Source organism: Steroidobacteraceae bacterium (assembly GCA_041395505.1).
In the GTDB taxonomy this organism is placed as follows: domain Bacteria; phylum Pseudomonadota; class Gammaproteobacteria; order Steroidobacterales; family Steroidobacteraceae; genus JAWLAG01.
The window spans coordinates 259581-273372 of the sequence record JAWLAG010000001.1; the positions used below are offsets into that span (position 1 = coordinate 259581).

The following is a 13792-nucleotide window of genomic DNA, read 5'->3' on the forward strand; positions in this document are numbered from 1 at the left end:
CCGCCACCTTGAAAACGCCCGCTGCCTGGCCGACCGATCGCGTCATCTTCCAGCATGCCTGGGTGGTGAACGACATCGAGGCCGCGGCCACGCGCTGGGCGCGCAGCTTCGGCGTCGGGCCATTCTTTGTCGCGCACTACCGGGCCGAGCAGTTCAGGGACAGCAACTATCGCGGCCAGCCTGGTCAACTCAACATGCGTACGGCCATTGCCTATAGCGGACCGGTCCAGATCGAACTCATCGAACCCCTCGATGCCGGCCCCAATGCCTATCGCGATGTCTATGCGCCTGGCGAAGAGGGCTATCACCACCTCTGCCTGTGGTCGCATGACCTCGACGCCGATATCGCGCACTACGAGAAGTCTGGTAGCGCGGTCGTCAATAGCGCCAAGATGAAAGGCGGGCCGCGCTTCGCCTATATGGACGGCCGCAGCCAGTTTGGTTGCATGATCGAATTGCTCGAGTACTCGAAGCCGATCGACGAGATGTTCGCGGGCTGGCGTTCACGTTGCGAAGCATGGCAGGGCGATCCGGTCATGATCGCGCTCTAGGCTTGATCCACCGTCGCGTAGGCGCGGCAGAACATGTCCACCTGGGCCAGAGCCAGCTCACCGATGTCGAGCGGGCGGCAGCGGCTGCCGCCCAGATCGTGCTGGTGAAGGAGTGCAAGGATCAGCGGGGCGAGCAAAGCGAGGGCCGCCTGGCGCAGATCGCATGCCCTCATCTGGCCGCGCGCGACATGCTTCGCCAGGCGCTCCTCGAGCGACTGCAGCGTCGGCTCCAGGATGTCCGTGAGATAGGCGACGCCAGTGCCTGGGTCACGCAGTCCTTCTGCGAGACCGACACGATGCAGCAACCCGACCTGGCCCTGTGTCCAGCCTGTAGCGACGCGCTGCAGGAAGCCACTCAATGAATCGCGAAGCGGCAGTTCGGTGGGGTTGCGGGTATTGCGCAGGTGTTTTTCGCCGCCGGCGAGACCCGCGGCGAATACAGCCTGCACGAGCGCCTCGCGGGAACCGAAATAGTGCCGCAGCGTGGCCACGCTCACGCCCGCCGCCATCGCCAGCTCCCTGAAGCTGGGCGCCTGGCCAGCCTTGGCGGAAAGGCGCATTTTTACCTTGTTAATCAGTTCGTTACGCCGCTCCAGATAATCGCTGTTGCGGGCGCCATGGGTGCGCGGCATGCCGGCTCTCCTCACTGCACTTGATTAATTAGATCATATGATATATTTTATTGCAACGATGAATTCAATGCCTGTCGGAGCGGCCCATGATCGATGAGGAACAACCGGCCTTCTGGTCGCGCCACCGCTATAAATTGCTTGCGGGACTCGTACTCGTATCCGGCGCGGCGCTTGGCTACCGGGCCTTGCAGCCGCAGCCCGTCCTCGCGAGTGCGGTCCGCGAGGGACCTGCCGAGCGCGTGCTCGCCATCACCGGCCGCACGCGACCGAGGCTCACCGTGACCATCGTTCCGGAGCGCAACGGCCAGATCCTCAAGCTCACGCGCGAAGAGGGCGATCGCGTCAGCAAGGGTGATCTGCTGGTCACGCTGGACGCGGCCGCTACGCGCGCGGTGCTCGCACAGGTCGAGCAGGAACTGGCCTCGCGGCGGCGCGCGCTGGTCGAAGCCGAACGCAACTATCAGCGCCTGGCGCAGTTGCGAGCGAGCGGTCTTGCCACCGTCAAGGAATATGACCAGAGCCGCTTCGATCTCGATCAGGCGCGGGTGGAGTTGAACCGCGTCGCCGCGAGCCGGCGCGAAGCGTCCGCCAGACTCGACGAAGCCACCATCGTGGCGCCGGTATCCGGCGTGGTGCTGGCGCGACCGGTGGACGTCGGCCAGGTCGTTTCGGCGCAAACCACCATTTACGAAATCGCGCCGCTCGCCGACGTCGAGATAGAAGCCGACATTGACGAACGGTTCCTTGGCGAACTGCACACGGGGATGAGCGCCCGCATCGTCATCGTCGGTGAGCGCGACGTACGTGCCGCGACGCTCGATTACATCTCGCCCAAGGTGGATGCGCGCACGGGCGGGGCGCGGGTGCGTTTCCGCCTGGCGCAACCTGCGGAGGATCTGCGTGCCGGATTGACAGCCGACATCAACCTGATCGTCGAGACCCGCGGCCAGGCGCTGACCATTTCCCGCAGTGCCATTCTTGGCCGCGACGCCAATGCGCGCGTGCTGGTGATCGAAGGCAAACGTGTCGTGCAACGCAGCATCCGCTTCATCGACTGGCCCGGCGAGGAGGTCATCGTCGAGCAGGGGGTCAAGGCGGGTGAACGCGTGCTGAGCCAGCCGAATCCAGCCCTGGTGGGACACCGGGTCGCCCAGGTCGAGCGACTCGCCCAGGCGTCCCGTGCGAGCGCTCGCCGTGCGCTTTGAAGTCAAGGTCGCGCTGCGCTATCTGGCGGCCAACCGCCTGCAGTCGGCATTGCTGGTCGGTGGCGTGGCCATTGCAGTGACAGTCTTTACCTTCAACGCTGCGTTGATCAACGGTCTCGCCGACTTCCAGATCGACCGCGTCGTCGGCAATTCGGCGAATGTCCTGGTCGAGCCGGAAGACCGCCAGGCCCGGCTCGTGGGCGGCACACAAGCCGTGCAGAGCCTGGTTGCGCGCCAGAGCGCCACCGACAGGCGCGCGCAGATCAAGCAGTGGCGCAGCGTCGAGAGCATCGTGCAATCCATCCCGGGCGTCAGTGGCATCTCGCTCAACATTGTCGGCACGGCGCTCGCGACACGCGGCACGCAGACGTTGCCGGTGAGCATCAAGGGCGTCGAGCCGCACCGCTTGTCGGCGATCGCGCCCATCGAAGAGTCGATCGTAAGCGGTGCGCCGCGACTCGGCCTGAACGACCTGATCATGGGCCAACGTCTCGCCGATGACCTGGGGCTCGTCGTCGGCCAGCCGGTCTATCTGCAGAGCGACCAGGGTCGCGAGCGCATCTTCACGGTGCGGGCGCTGTATTCCACCGGCGTGGATAGCCTCGATGGCCGCCTCGTCTATGCCAACCTGGACACCGCTCGCGTACTTTTCGACCTGCCGCAGGGCTTGAGCGAAATTGAAATCAAGCTGGCCGATATCTATGCGGCGCGCAGCATTGCCAGACAGATCGCCGACGCGACCGGGCTCGAAGCAAGCGCGTGGATGGATCGCAATCAGCGCCTCCGCGAGGCTCTGTCGGGACAGAAATCCTCCGGCAACATCATCAAGATGTTCACCCTGCTCACCATCGTCATCGGAGTCGCGAGCGCCATCATGCTCACGACCTATCGGCGCCGGCCCGAGATCGGCATCATGCGCAGCTTCGGCATCGCAGAAGGATTCGTGCTGCGCGTGTTCCTGCTGCAAGGCGCCGTCATAGGCATCCTTGGGGCCGTGCTCGGATCTGCCCTTGGTTTCGGTTTCAGCGAACTGGTGTCCGCGATTCCGCGTCCGGGCGGCGGGCCGTTGCCGGTCGATCCATTGCAGGGCCAGTACCAGGCCGCATTGTGGCTTGCCGCCATTGCCAGTGTGCTGGCAGCGCTGCTTCCGGCACGTGCGGCATCGCGTATCGATCCGGTCGAGGCCATTTCACAATGAGTGCCGCCCTGCTCGAAGTGCATGATCTTCGAAAAACATTCATCGACCGTGAATTCGAGACGCCGGTCCTGAAAGGCGTGACCTTCGAACTCGCGCAGCGCGAGATGGTCGCGCTGCTGGGTCCCTCGGGCAGCGGCAAGAGTACGCTGTTGTCGATCCTCGGCACCTTGATGCGGCCGACCTCAGGCTCATTGCGCCTCCTCGACACCGACCTGACCCGGCTCCGCTCCGACGAGCTTTCGCTTTATCGCAACCGCCATATCGGGTTCATCTTCCAGTTCCACCATCTGCTGCCGGATTTCACGGCGCTCGAGAACGTGCTGTTTCCCTACGCCGGACGAATCGGCCGCGAGACCCGCCGGGCGCGTGAACGCGCCGGGCAGTTGCTCGAGCAGGTCGGCCTCGCGGATCGGCGCAACTTCCGTGCAACGCGCCTCTCGGGCGGCCAGAAGCAGCGCGTCGCCATCGCACGCTCGCTGATGAACTCCCCGGAGCTGGTCCTGGCGGATGAACCGACCGGGAATCTCGATCGCGACAATGCCGACGAGGTTTTCCGTCTGCTGCAGCGAATCCAGCACGAAACCGGCACCACCTTCCTGTTATCGACACACGATCGCGAGCTTGCGGATCGATGCCAGCGGCGGATCTACATGCGCAACGGTATCGTCGTCTCGGGTGCCAAAGCGGATGAGGGCGAACCGCGTCGAGTGATCGACAAGACTGCGCGATCGGCCGCACCACAGGCCGCCGCCGCGCTTTGCGGCAACTGCCGTTAGGGTTTTGCGCGCAGGGAATCGAGCGGCCGCGACTTCTCGAGCAGATTGCCCTGGGCGAAGTCGACCCCGGCGCCGATCAACCAGTGGCGGGCCATCTTCGATTCGATGCGCTTGGCGACACAATGCTGGCCGAGGATCTTCGCCATCTGCGCGATTGCGACCACTTTGGCCTGGGCGAGCTTGCTGCGCAACGCATTCAGCGTGAGCTTGCTGTTGATCTTGATGACCTTGATGGCGGGACTCGCAAGCAGCGCGACCGCGGCGTCCGTAAGCGTGAAGTCGTCGACCGTCACCGACAGGCCGAGTTTCTCACAGCGCTTGATGAACGCCGCCGCAGCGTCCGGCGAAGCCTGGATCTGGCTCTCGGAAATCTCGAAACCAAGGTACTTGGCGGCGATGTTCCGCTCGCGTAGCTGCCTGATGACGTACTCGGTGAAGGTCTCGTCACTCACGCTATGCGCGGTGACGTTGACGCTGAACACGGCCGGGTCCTGATCCCAGCATGCCTTGTTGGCGCCGAGCCACTGGATCAGCTCGGTAACCACGAATCGGTCTACGACCTTGGCGTGGTTGGCATCAGCGAGCTGCGCGGCAAGTTCCTCGGGCAGGCGATCGCGCGCGTCCGGCCGGCTGCTGCGAAGCAGGACCTCGTAGCGGCGGGTGCGACCGCCAGTCCGCAGCTGGATGAACTGCTGCACGTGCAGGCGCAGCTGCGTGGTGTCGAGCTTGGCAGGTGTCGGCGGCGCGACATCGGTGTGCGTCCGCGCGCCGGGGTGAACGAGTCGCGGCCGCGAGGACGTCAGATCGGATACCGGTCGCGCAGGGCCGGCGAAACGTGCGCCGAAATCCTGCAGCAGTGCGAGCGACTGCGGGTTATCAAGCCAGTTCGCCGGTGCGTTGCCCGCAACACGCTCATCGACAATGATCATGGCCAGCGCGCCGAGCGTACCGGCGAGATTGCGTGCCGCGAGGAAGCAGGCGACTCGGCCATCGCCAAGTGCCGAGCGCAGGCTCGACTTCGCAGGATTGCCGCCGAGCCGGGCGGCAGCCTCGAGCACTGAGCCGTGCTCATCGGGCCCGAGCACGCCCTCGCTCAGGAACAGCGTATCGCCTTGCAGGTCGTGCAGCGACAGGCTGTGGATGCGCACCGTGCCGACCGCCTTGCGCAAAGCCGTGCCGACTTGCCGTGCGTGATCGCCAATGGGTTGCAATTCCTTTTGCGCTGAGAGCGCGGCATTGGACATCTTGGTGACGGGTCCCGAGCGACGAACTATGTGTACTTGCAATGATGGCGCGCTCGGCTGGCAGCTGCCGTGATCACACTCGCGTTATTGGACCGTCCTCGGCGCGTGTTGATTTGCCATATTGGATCGCTCAGCGATCAATGCTCTGCATGCTGTTCGCGTTGTAGCGCGGACCGCTGGCGCCTTGCAACGCATCGAGGCGTGCAATATCCACGGCATTGAGTCTTATGTCCGCTGCGGCCGCGTTCTCCTCGACATAACGGCGCCGCTTGGTACCCGGTATGGGCACTACGTCGCGGTTGTGCTGCAAGAGCCAGGCGAGCGCAATCTGCGCGCTGCTCACGCCATGACGCTCGGCGATCTCCGCCACTGCGGCCACTATTGTCATATTGCGCGCGTGGTTCGCTTCTGCGAAACGTGGATCAAGCTTTCGATAATCGCCCGCCGGCAATTCTTCTGCGGAGGCAACGCCGCCGGCGAGAAAGCCGCGGCCGAGCGGGCAGTAGGCGACGATGCCGACGCCCAGCTCCCTGCAAACGCCAACCAGCTCGTTATCGAGGTTGCGTTCCCATAGTGAATACTCGCTCTGCAACGCCGTGATCGGATGAACCTTGCAGGCGCGACGCAGCGTAGCCGCCCCGACCTCGGACAGACCGAGCCAGCGCACCTTGCCGCTTTTCACGCCCTCGGCCATGGCGCCGACGGTGTCCTCGATCGGCACATTGCGATCCAGCCGGTGCAGGTACCAAAGATCGATCCGTTCACGACCCAGCCGCTGCAAGGAGGCATCCAGGGCGCGACGCGCATTCGCCGGGCTACCGTCCGTGCCCTGGATTCGTCCGTCGTCGCCAATGCGAAAGCCGAATTTGCTCGCGACGACGACCTCGCCTGACCAACCAGCAAGACCGCGGCCTAGCAATTCCTCGTTCCTGTAGGGGCCATAGACTTCGGCGGTGTCGAAGAAGTTGATGCCGAGTTCGAGTGCGCGGCGCAAGGTCGCGAGCGACTCGCCTTCATCGGTCGGTCCATACATCGCGTGCATGCCGGAGATGCCGGACATTCCCATCGTTCCGAGTCCGACCGCCGATACCTGCGGGCCATTGGCGCCAAGTCTTCGTGTTTGCATGCGGGGAATCTTACTCAAAGCTCCGCGCCTTGTCGTTTGCAACGGCGCGGCCCATCCCGTCGGGCGAGCGTCTCGTCCCTTCAGCGGGCGCTTGGTCCCGGCTTAGATGCCGAATTGCAGCAAGTCGCTATTGTCTGTCCTATTGTGTCGACATCCCTGACCCTGGCGCTGCTGGTCGCAGTCGCCTTGCCCAACCTGTCGACGCGTTCGCGTGCTGCGGAACCCGTGGAACCGGGCGCGAATGGCGAGGCGGCACTGTACGCCGCACCAACACGTCTCGACCGCATCGGTCGCATCCTGGTGCCGGTGCATATCAATGGTCGTGGGCCTTATCGTTTCATGATCGACACGGGCGCAAGCCATGCCGCCGTTTCGAGGCAGCTGCTCGCCGAACTCGGACTGACGGCGAGCGACAGCCCGGGCATGGTACTGCGCGGAGTGACTGGTTCGGCCGCGGTGCCGGTCGTGTGGATCGATGAGTTGCGCGCCGGTGCGCTGACACTACGCAGTCAGCAATTGCCCGTACTCGAGTCGACCATACTGGATCGCGCCGCCGGCATACTGGGCGTACAGGGCTTCGCGGGGAAGCGCATCACGATCGACTTCGTCCACGACAAGGTCAGCGTCCGCCGCTCACGCGGCGCTGCACCTGGCAGGGAATTCTTCGCTGTACCGGCGCAGCAGCGCTTCGGCGGCTTGCTGGTGGTCGATGCCCATGTCGGAGCAATCGCCACGCGTGCCATCATCGACACCGGCGCGGAACGCACGCTCGGCAATCGCGAATTGCAGCGCCGGCTGCTGCGGCGCCGGGACGTGACAGACAGCAGCGAAACGGAAGTATTCGGTGCCACCAGTGATGTACGCAGCGGCGACTACCTGGTCGCGCCGACGGTGTCGCTGGGGGAAATCGAAGTCGACGACCTCATCGTCACGTTCGCCGATCTCGAGGTTTTTCGCATCTGGGATCTGGAGCAAGTGCCGGCATTGCTGATCGGCATGGATCTGCTCGGCACGGTGCGCGAGCTCGTAATCGACTATCGCCGCTCGGAATTGCAGATCAGGCCCTGACGCGCTGGCCACGACCATGCTCGACCTTCCGGAAGAAAAAGCGCTCGACAAGAATCGCCTGATCGGTGGCTGTTCGCGCCTTGCGATGCGATTCGACGCCGGCAGGGCGGCGGCGGAGCTGCATGATCTGCCCGCGACGCTCTGGCAGGGCAGTGGTGCGCGCCGGGGTGTCCATCGGGTCGCGGCGGCGATCTTCCTGCGCGGATCGGCCCCCGCGCTCGGAGCGCTGCCGATCGAGGATCAGCCCGTCTTCCTCCAGCTGCCCTACCTGCGCGACCTGCTGATGGGCCTGCCCGGGCGACTGCAACGCTGCCTGCTGGCGCGCCTGCCTGCCGGCGCAGTCGTGCGGCGCCACATCGATCAGGCACCGTACTTCGAGAAGACACTACGCATTCATTTGCCGCTCGTGACCACCGACGCCGTGCACATGTTCAGCAGAGGGCTTTGTTACCACATGAAGGCGGGCGAGGTCTGGGCCCTGAACAATTCCGCCGTGCATGCCGTGTGGAATGCGAGCGGGACGGAGGAGCGCGTGCATTTGATTGCCGACTTCGTACCGGGCCCGCGAATGCTCGAGCTCCTGGCCGCGGCGGACAGCCGGCTCGGTGTCGTTCATGGGGAAGTTTGCGAAAGGCTGCGGCTCGCCGAAGCCGAGGTACAGGGCGCTTGATTGCCACGCCGAAATTCGTATTCCTGCACCTGCACAAGTCGGGCGGCACGTTCGTCAATGAAGCGCTCCTGCATTTCATTCCCGAAGCCGTGCAACTTGGCTATCACCTGCCGCGCGCCATGATTCCCGACTACGTGGCGCACCTGCCCGTGCTCGCACTGGTGCGTAATCCCTACAGCTACTATGTCTCGTGGTACTTCTATCAGTCCGGGCGCGAGCACAAGAACGCGCTCTTCCAGGTGCTGAGCGACGATGGGCGCCTCGGCTTTCGCGACACCATACGCAACATGCTCGATCTTGGCAGCGGCAGCCTGAGGCTCGATCTGCTGCTTGCGCGCCTGCCGCACGGCTATGACAACCGCGGACTGAATCTCCCCGCCGCTGCGCTCGCGCCAATCCGCAATTCGGGCCTCGGCTTCTACAGCTATCTGTACCGTTACATGTACCAGTCGCCGCAGCCGACGCCGTTGCACGTTGGCCGGATGGAATCACTGCGCAGCGACCTGCTAGCCATGCTCGAGCACGTGGCTCAGCCGGTCAGCGCATCGATGCGCAGTTACATCGAGGCCGAAGCGCCGCGCAACACCTCCGATCACCGTCATCATGCGAGCTACTACGATGCGGAACTCGCCGAACTCGTTGCCGAGCGCGATGCGCTGGTGATCGACCAGCATGGCTACGGGTTCGAGATTTGCGCCTCAGAGCCTGCGCAGACGTTGCCAGAGCGGCTGCAGGCCAGGTAGTTCTGCCTCGATGGCCGACTGGTGTACGCGCCATTTGTCCGGCCGCGGCGGCGAGACCGTATATCGGGAAAGAGGCAGATCGCCCGCGAGCAGCTGACGCATCTGCTGCGTGTACGCAACGCCCAGGAAATCACAAAGTCGGCGCAGATTGCCCGCAGCGTCGGCAATGAAATCCGCATAGCTCAAGGCCAACCAGCGTCCGGCCTCGAGCTGCGTCAGGTCATCGAGCGCAATCTGGTTGCTGCTCTGCCATTGCCAGGCAGCGAGCGCGGCAGCGCCGCGATCCCGCTGCTGCTGCCAGCCTGGCGGCAGCAGCAATGACCAGGGGCCGGGCCAGCCAGGCAGGGCGGGATAGGTGACGAAGCGCCGGCTCTGCCAGGCTGCCATGATGCTGGCGATACTTTCACGCGGATCGCGCCACAGGAAGACAAATCGCGCCTCGGGCCAGAGCGCATTCAGAAACGGTACACGCAGCGCGTTCTTCGGCGTTTTCTCGAGCAACGATGCTTGCGCCGTCCTGCCGGAGAAATCGACTTCGGCGAGGCGTGCGGCGGCACGCTCGAGCACTGCGCCGCGCACCTGTGCGCTCAGCTCGGCCGCGCTAAGGCGGTTCGAATCGACGCCCGGCGCGCCGGGTCGCAGCGCGGGGTGCGATTCGATCAACCAGTGCGCTTCATCGCCGAAACTGACCAGGTCCGGCGATTGCTGCAGCGTCTCGAACAGCAGCGAACTTCCGGATCGCGGTGCGGCAATTATGAACACCGGCCGCTCGAGCGCGATCCTCACACGCGAGCGTTTGTCCATCGTGGCACTCGCCGTGCGCCGTGGCTGGTACTGCAGGTGCTGCAACACGCGCGCTTCGATGACCTGCATGGCAGCGACGCCATTGGCCCGCATGACCAGATCCGCCAGCCGGATCCTGCTCTGCTCGCGCCATCGTGCCTGCAGCTCGAGCACGGCCTCTCGTTGCAATTCACCGGTCACATGGCGCGCATGGTAGTCGCGCCACTCATCGGCCCAGGCGGCGAGCATCTGCCGTGCGCCGCCAACCCGCTCGGCAGCGGCCTGCGACGATACGGTCAGCTCCGTCGCGAAATCCTCGAGCAAGCGCTGCAATTCCGATACCGGCATCAAAGGCTCGGGTAGCCGCTGCTCGGTGAGCGGCATCAGGTCGAGTAGCGGGTCGAAATCGAGTCTGCGCGGCATGATTTCGTTCCCGGTGCGCTCGCTCACGAATTGCCAGAAACCATGGTGGCCCTGGGTATCGGCGACAAGGTGAATGCGCGCCCGATCGCTGCCGTTCTCGACGCTATGCCGGCGCCAGTTGTCGAATATCCATGCCTCGCCTTCCGCCATATGCACGCTCTGGCCGTCGCAGTGAAAGGCGACCCGCGGATCGGTCACGATGGGAATGTGCACTCGCACGCGGCTGAACCAGTGGTGATTGATGTCTGCGTGCTCGGGCACGACGGCGCCGGGTGCGAGACGCATCAATCGTGAGCGGCTCCAGCGGACGGTCAGGCTGGCGAGCACCTGGCGCATATAGGGCGATGCGCGCAAATGCTCCGTCGGCTGCATGGCGCCGTCGACCTCGTCGTTCTCCTCGCCATCGACGCTGATCAGGCGCACGCAGCTGTTGCCGGTGATCCGGTTCGGATGATCCGCCCAGGCCGCCTCCGGCAGCGCCGCCACCTCCTCGCGCAGGCGCGCCGCGTCAAATCGAAGTGGCAGGCGGTAGAAGGGCTGTGGCAATCGCATCGCGCGTCTCAGGCGGCATCGACGAGCTTGCGAAAATCACCAATCGCCTCGATGGCTGTCTGCATGGCGTCACGTTCGGACGCCGTCAGGTGCGGATTCCACAAGTCGAAGATCAATACCACGCGATCGCTGTCGCTGCGATTCCACGCTTCATGCAGGTAGGTGTCATCGAACAACACCACTTCGCCTTCCCGCCACCGGTAGGTTTGATCGGCGACACGCAGCGCGCACTCAGGCGGCACGATCAGCGCGAGATGACCGACGATGCGGAGGTTGCTCACGCCGCGATGTGGCAGCAGATGCGTACCTCCCGAAAAGACCGAAAACAGCACTTCAGGCGCGTGCTCGCGTATGCGCGCGAGGGGCAGCCGGTCGATGGCCGCGGCGCTCGCCGGACAGGCCTCGAGCGCCGCTTCGCGGCGCAGACCATGGCGATAAAAATAATGTCCATCCCATTGCGGCGCGCGTCCCGCGCCACGCAGGTTCTCGGCCTCGAGCTCGGTCGAGCCGAATACCCGCTCGGCGGTACCGCCTGTCGCCCGCAGTTGATCCAGTTCGGCGCGGATTCGAGGTGCGGCCTCTGCCAGCGCCTGCACCTGTGGGATCGTTGCGCTATCAATGTAGGGCAGGGAGGGCAGGTCAGGAAAATAGAGAAAGCTCGGGTCCTGGCGCGGATCGGCTCGTCGCGGCGGCTCGGCTCCCAGGTACATGGCGAGGCAGCTCGCCACCCGACCGAGCGCGGCGCGCCCGTGGCGCGCGATGAGTGGCTCGAGCAATGCGGCATGCGCCTTCTGCCTCGTCTCGCGCACCGAGCGGACCGCGTCCTCGACGAACGGCGCGAGCCCGTCGGGTGTCGAGGCGCGATTTCGCCATTGCCCCCTGCGCTGCGCATCCTGCAAGGCGCGCGCATACTGGACGGCAGCCGCCGTGTCCTGTCCTTTGAGCGTGAGCAGGCGACCGAGATACAGGCGCGCGAGATAGGCATCGGGCCGCACTCGCACGAGCTCACCGAAAAGTTCGAGCGCCCGCGATTCGTTGCCCTGGCGCCACGCGGCGAATGCGGATGCGATCACGGCGTCAATGATCGGCTCCATCCAGATCGTATTGCCAGCGCTCGAAATAAGGCTGCAGGAGCGGTGCCAGCGGCCTGAGCCAGCGGTCGTAATTTCGCCAGCCGCCGATCGCGCGCTGCGACACCGGTTCGAGCACCTGCGCATAGCTTGGCGTACTGATGTAGCCGCGCCGCTGCGCCTGCGCGGCCGGCAGCGTCATGGCTTCATGCCACGGCAGGGTCAGGAAACCGGCCAGCGCGCGCATGCCGGTGGCGAAGTCGCCCACCAGGTCTTCGTAACGAATTTCGATGACGGACAGTCGATGCAGCGCGGCCTCGCGGTACCAGGCATCGAACGCGCGGCGGTAACCGAGTGCGAGCGTTTGCAGATCCGCGCACATGGCGGCGAATTCCGGCGCCCGGAAATGTTGCATGTAACAGCTGCGCAGGACGTCAAAGGGATGGCGTAACGCAAGAATGATCTGTGCATCGGGAAAAAGCCGCGCTATGGCCGGCAGCCGCAGCAGGTTGAGTGGATTCTTGTCGAGCAGCCGCTGCCCCGGTTCGATGTGGACACGCCTCGCCACCGACTGCCAGTAACGGTCACGAGCACTCGCAAGCAGGCCGGCGCTTGCGCCCGCCTGCGCCTCGGGATAGGCGAGCCCCGCCTCGAGCAACACATCGATTGCATACTGGAGGAAAGGCTGCTCATCCATCGAAACAAGCGCCGGGTGCGCATCGAGTGCCTGCTCCATCAGGGTGGTTCCGGAACGCGGAAAGCCAAGCAGAAAGACCGGGGAGTCCAGGCGCCCAGGCGCATCGTCGTGCCGCCAGGCGGCGATGTCGCCGCCATTGCCGCCACGTCTCGTGATTGGCAACGGATCGCGGCGTCTTTGCACCGCGCGCGGCGCGATGTCGTGCAGATGGTGCACCTGGGCCTTGTGCGCTCGCTCGAGCTGTGCCATCGCCTGTGCATATTGGCCGCTCGCATCGAGCGCCTTGGCGAGCGGATAGGCGAACAGATGCGCACGCGAGGGCTCGCGATTCAAACGCGCTGCGCGCTCGAAACCCTCGACCGCCGCTTCCTTGTCGCCCGCGCGTGCCGCGAGCTGCGCGCCGAGCAGGAGCCCGTCCTCGCTTGTGGCGATTGACGCATCGATAGCGCGTGCGCGCTGCAAGGCATGCCGCGCATCGGCCACCCGGTTGCTGCGCTCGTACAATTGCGCGAGCTTGAGCCATTGGCTGGCCTGCAAGGTCGCCCCATCGGCTTCCATGTTCTTGACGAGTTCGGCAGCGCGCGTTTGTTCGCCGAGGTTCAACAACAGCAAGGCGGCACGCAGCCGCTGTTCGGCAGTCGCGTTGCATGCATCCATGCGTGCCAGCGCGGCGAGCGCGGCATCGCGATCCATCAACTCGTGCCGGGCGCTCGCAAGTGCGAGCGCAATGTCATGATCGTCAGGTTCTTCGGCGTGCGCAGAATCGAGATGCAACAGGGCCGTGGCGAAATCGCCGAGATCGACGTGCAGCAAGGCGAGGTTGTAGCGAAAGCCGACCGAGCGCTCTCCCAGGGCGGTGGCCTGCACGTAGGCGTTCAATGCTTCGCTGTACGCGCCCATGGCGCGCTGCGCCGTGCCGAGGTTGACGAAGTGCCGAGCCTGGTCGGGTTCGCGTGCGCAGAGCCTGTCCAGGGCGGCGATTGCGGCTGGCCAGTCGCCGCTACGGAGCGAATCGATCGCGACACCCTGAAGGGTCGCCGTATCCATGGCGTCG

13 protein-coding genes are annotated in these 13792 nt (G+C 64.8%); 7 read left to right on the forward strand and 6 right to left on the reverse strand.

Going from position 1 to position 13792, the window contains the following annotated elements; genetic code table 11:
* The first annotated feature begins 8 nt into the window (after window positions 1-8).
* Window positions 9-551, forward strand: coding sequence for a VOC family protein (locus tag R3E77_01180; protein MEZ5498019.1), 543 nt, complete (start codon window positions 9-11; stop codon window positions 549-551).
* On the opposite strand, the gene R3E77_01185 is transcribed toward R3E77_01180, so the two are convergent.
* On the reverse strand, window positions 548-1183 hold the full coding sequence (locus R3E77_01185) for a TetR/AcrR family transcriptional regulator (GenBank protein MEZ5498020.1): 636 nt from the start codon (window positions 1181-1183) through the stop codon (window positions 548-550). The genes R3E77_01180 and R3E77_01185 overlap by 4 nt on opposite strands.
* Before the next feature lie 86 nt (window positions 1184-1269).
* Here R3E77_01185 and R3E77_01190 point away from each other — a divergent pair, with 86 nt between their 5' ends.
* From R3E77_01190 to R3E77_01200, 3 genes are read left to right on the forward strand one after another with little or no spacing between them, the layout of a single operon-like run.
* Window positions 1270-2388, forward strand: a complete 1119-nt coding sequence (locus R3E77_01190; protein MEZ5498021.1) for an efflux RND transporter periplasmic adaptor subunit — start codon at window positions 1270-1272, stop codon at window positions 2386-2388.
* Window positions 2363-3586 carry an FtsX-like permease family protein gene (locus tag R3E77_01195; GenBank protein ID MEZ5498022.1) on the forward strand — a complete coding sequence of 408 codons (1224 nt, stop codon included), beginning with the start codon at window positions 2363-2365 and terminating at the stop codon, window positions 3584-3586. The genes R3E77_01190 and R3E77_01195 overlap by 26 nt, the downstream gene beginning before the upstream one ends.
* Window positions 3583-4362 (forward strand): ABC transporter ATP-binding protein, encoded by a 780-nt coding sequence (locus tag R3E77_01200; GenBank protein ID MEZ5498023.1) that lies wholly within the window; start codon window positions 3583-3585, stop codon window positions 4360-4362. Before R3E77_01195 ends, R3E77_01200 begins: the two co-directional genes overlap by 4 nt.
* Here R3E77_01200 and R3E77_01205 read toward each other — a convergent pair.
* Together R3E77_01205 and R3E77_01210 are read right to left on the reverse strand one after the other, a co-directional pair.
* Entirely contained in the window at window positions 4359-5606 is a 1248-nt protein-coding gene (locus tag R3E77_01205; GenBank protein ID MEZ5498024.1) for an EAL domain-containing protein, read from the reverse strand. The two genes, R3E77_01200 and R3E77_01205, sit on opposite strands and share 4 nt — an antisense overlap.
* A 130-nt stretch (window positions 5607-5736) precedes the next feature.
* On the reverse strand, window positions 5737-6732 hold the full coding sequence (locus tag R3E77_01210; GenBank protein ID MEZ5498025.1) for an aldo/keto reductase: 996 nt from the start codon (window positions 6730-6732) through the stop codon (window positions 5737-5739).
* A gap of 144 nt (window positions 6733-6876) precedes the next feature.
* Between R3E77_01210 and R3E77_01215 the strand changes: the two genes are divergently transcribed.
* Genes R3E77_01215 through R3E77_01225 form a run of 3 tightly spaced genes read left to right on the forward strand, consistent with a single transcriptional unit; the run spans window position 6877 to window position 9213 of the window.
* On the forward strand, window positions 6877-7800 hold the full coding sequence (locus tag R3E77_01215) for a retropepsin-like aspartic protease (protein ID MEZ5498026.1): 924 nt from the start codon (window positions 6877-6879) through the stop codon (window positions 7798-7800).
* A gap of 16 nt (window positions 7801-7816) precedes the next feature.
* Window positions 7817-8470, forward strand: coding sequence for an aspartyl/asparaginyl beta-hydroxylase domain-containing protein (locus tag R3E77_01220; protein ID MEZ5498027.1), 654 nt, complete (start codon window positions 7817-7819; stop codon window positions 8468-8470).
* Window positions 8467-9213 (forward strand): hypothetical protein, encoded by a 747-nt coding sequence (locus tag R3E77_01225; protein MEZ5498028.1) that lies wholly within the window; start codon window positions 8467-8469, stop codon window positions 9211-9213. The genes R3E77_01220 and R3E77_01225 overlap by 4 nt, the downstream gene beginning before the upstream one ends.
* On the opposite strand, the gene R3E77_01230 is transcribed toward R3E77_01225, so the two are convergent.
* The 3 genes from R3E77_01230 to R3E77_01240 are packed head-to-tail and all read right to left on the reverse strand — an operon-like array spanning window position 9169 to window position 13785.
* Window positions 9169-10971 carry a sulfotransferase gene (locus tag R3E77_01230; GenBank protein ID MEZ5498029.1) on the reverse strand — a complete coding sequence of 601 codons (1803 nt, stop codon included), beginning with the start codon at window positions 10969-10971 and terminating at the stop codon, window positions 9169-9171. The two genes, R3E77_01225 and R3E77_01230, sit on opposite strands and share 45 nt — an antisense overlap.
* Window positions 10972-10979: 8 nt before the next feature.
* On the reverse strand, window positions 10980-12065 hold the full coding sequence (locus tag R3E77_01235) for an aspartyl/asparaginyl beta-hydroxylase domain-containing protein (GenBank protein MEZ5498030.1): 1086 nt from the start codon (window positions 12063-12065) through the stop codon (window positions 10980-10982).
* Window positions 12049-13785, reverse strand: coding sequence for a sulfotransferase (locus tag R3E77_01240; GenBank protein MEZ5498031.1), 1737 nt, complete (start codon window positions 13783-13785; stop codon window positions 12049-12051). The genes R3E77_01235 and R3E77_01240 overlap by 17 nt, the downstream gene beginning before the upstream one ends.
* Window positions 13786-13792: the final 7 nt, after the last annotated feature.

What these genes read in the sequence shown, in the direction of transcription:
- R3E77_01185 (MEZ5498020.1), bottom strand. Translation starts at nt 1,183, where the DNA reads ATGCCGCGCACCCATGGCGCCCGCAACAGCGATTATCTGGAGCGGCGT.
- R3E77_01190 (MEZ5498021.1), top strand. Translation starts at nt 1,270, where the DNA reads ATGATCGATGAGGAACAACCGGCCTTCTGGTCGCGCCACCGCTATAAA.
- R3E77_01200 (MEZ5498023.1), top strand. Translation starts at nt 3,583, where the DNA reads ATGAGTGCCGCCCTGCTCGAAGTGCATGATCTTCGAAAAACATTCATC.
- R3E77_01205 (MEZ5498024.1), bottom strand. Translation starts at nt 5,606, where the DNA reads ATGTCCAATGCCGCGCTCTCAGCGCAAAAGGAATTGCAACCCATTGGC.
- R3E77_01210 (MEZ5498025.1), bottom strand. Translation starts at nt 6,732, where the DNA reads ATGCAAACACGAAGACTTGGCGCCAATGGCCCGCAGGTATCGGCGGTC.
- R3E77_01220 (MEZ5498027.1), top strand. Translation starts at nt 7,817, where the DNA reads ATGCTCGACCTTCCGGAAGAAAAAGCGCTCGACAAGAATCGCCTGATC.
- R3E77_01230 (MEZ5498029.1), bottom strand. Translation starts at nt 10,971, where the DNA reads ATGCGATTGCCACAGCCCTTCTACCGCCTGCCACTTCGATTTGACGCG.
- R3E77_01235 (MEZ5498030.1), bottom strand. Translation starts at nt 12,065, where the DNA reads ATGGAGCCGATCATTGACGCCGTGATCGCATCCGCATTCGCCGCGTGG.
- R3E77_01240 (MEZ5498031.1), bottom strand. Translation starts at nt 13,785, where the DNA reads ATGGATACGGCGACCCTTCAGGGTGTCGCGATCGATTCGCTCCGTAGC.